Consider the following 1,248-nt stretch of genomic DNA (forward strand, 5'->3'; position numbering starts at 1 on the left):
CCACTGACTTGAACAGATACCAGTAGCGCACCCAATAGAAAAGACGTATTCACCATGACGCATGGACACAAAAAATTAAGTAAAAAAAATAAATTATTTCGCTTGTTAAGCAAACAAATAACCTTTTAAGTTCACGATTTTGCGTAAAAAGCTGCGATATATTATTATTTTTTTATATATTTGCCTAATCCTTTTAATCGGGTTTATATGATCTTATTTATCTTTTTTCTTGATCTTTTTTGATCAATCAATATATAGTCTATCTAAATCTATAACACTAACGCTAAATTCTTATAGACTAATAGCATAACCGTTGTATCTGTTCAGGTCACTGGTAAAAAATCAAGCCCTCTGTAAAAAGTTGCGGAAGGTAATACTTACAGCTATAAAAACAGCAATCGCCTGTTATGCAGGTTTTATACAAAGCTGTTTTTTCTGTTTTAGCTGTAAGTGCCATTTTCTGCTCCCTACTATTTTACAAAGGCTATTTTTTCTTTTTGTGCGTAGTTTTACCATAATTGTGCATGGATACCACCGTTGAATTAATAGTAGTTCAAAACAACCAGTTTAATATATAAAATTATATGCAACATTCCTATAAAGCCGCTTTATTTTATTTATCTGCATTATTATTTATTAATGCTAATTGTGGGTTCAATAGTAATAGTAATAAAAAAATTAAGAAAGCAAAACTTGAGAAGAATCCTACCAACAACGGAACAGATCAGTCGGATGATCTAGATAAGGATAAGGCGCACAAAAAAAGTGAACAAGATGAACACAAAAACGGGCTGCCTGAAGAAGATACAAACAGTATAGCTTTGAAAGAACAACAAATAGAATTGAATAAGCAACAAGAAGCAAACGAACAAAAACAGAAAGCAAACGAACAAAAACAGAAAAAAATCCAAGAAAAAAAGAAAGAACTCGAAGAAAAAAAGAAAGAACTCGAAAACAGCATGGGTTCAAGTCATGAAAAAAACAAGGAATTAGAGGAAATACGCAAACAAATAGATGAATTAGCGCAAAAAAAAGAGGTATTAGTGCAAGAAAATGAGGCATTAGCGCAAGAAAATGAGGCATTGGCGCAAGAAAAGAAGGCATTAGTGAAACGAAACAATGAATTAGAGAAAAATTCAAAGAACCAACAGAAAGAATTAGACGAAATATATAAACCAAAAAAAGAAAGATTCACAAAGCTATGTAAAGCCAAGGTGCTACCATATAATGTTGTAGTAGTTGATATTT

At 31.5% G+C, this 1,248-nt stretch carries 1 pseudogene; it reads left to right on the forward strand.

The annotated features are described in order from the left end of the window. Positions 1 to 584 precede the first annotated feature (584 nt). Positions 585 to 1,248, forward strand: a pseudogene (locus tag MUW74_RS04025) (hypothetical protein); the annotation flags it as partial.

The organism is Candidatus Cardinium sp. cBcalN2, assembly GCF_022810445.1.
Classification (GTDB): domain Bacteria; phylum Bacteroidota; class Bacteroidia; order Cytophagales; family Amoebophilaceae; genus Cardinium.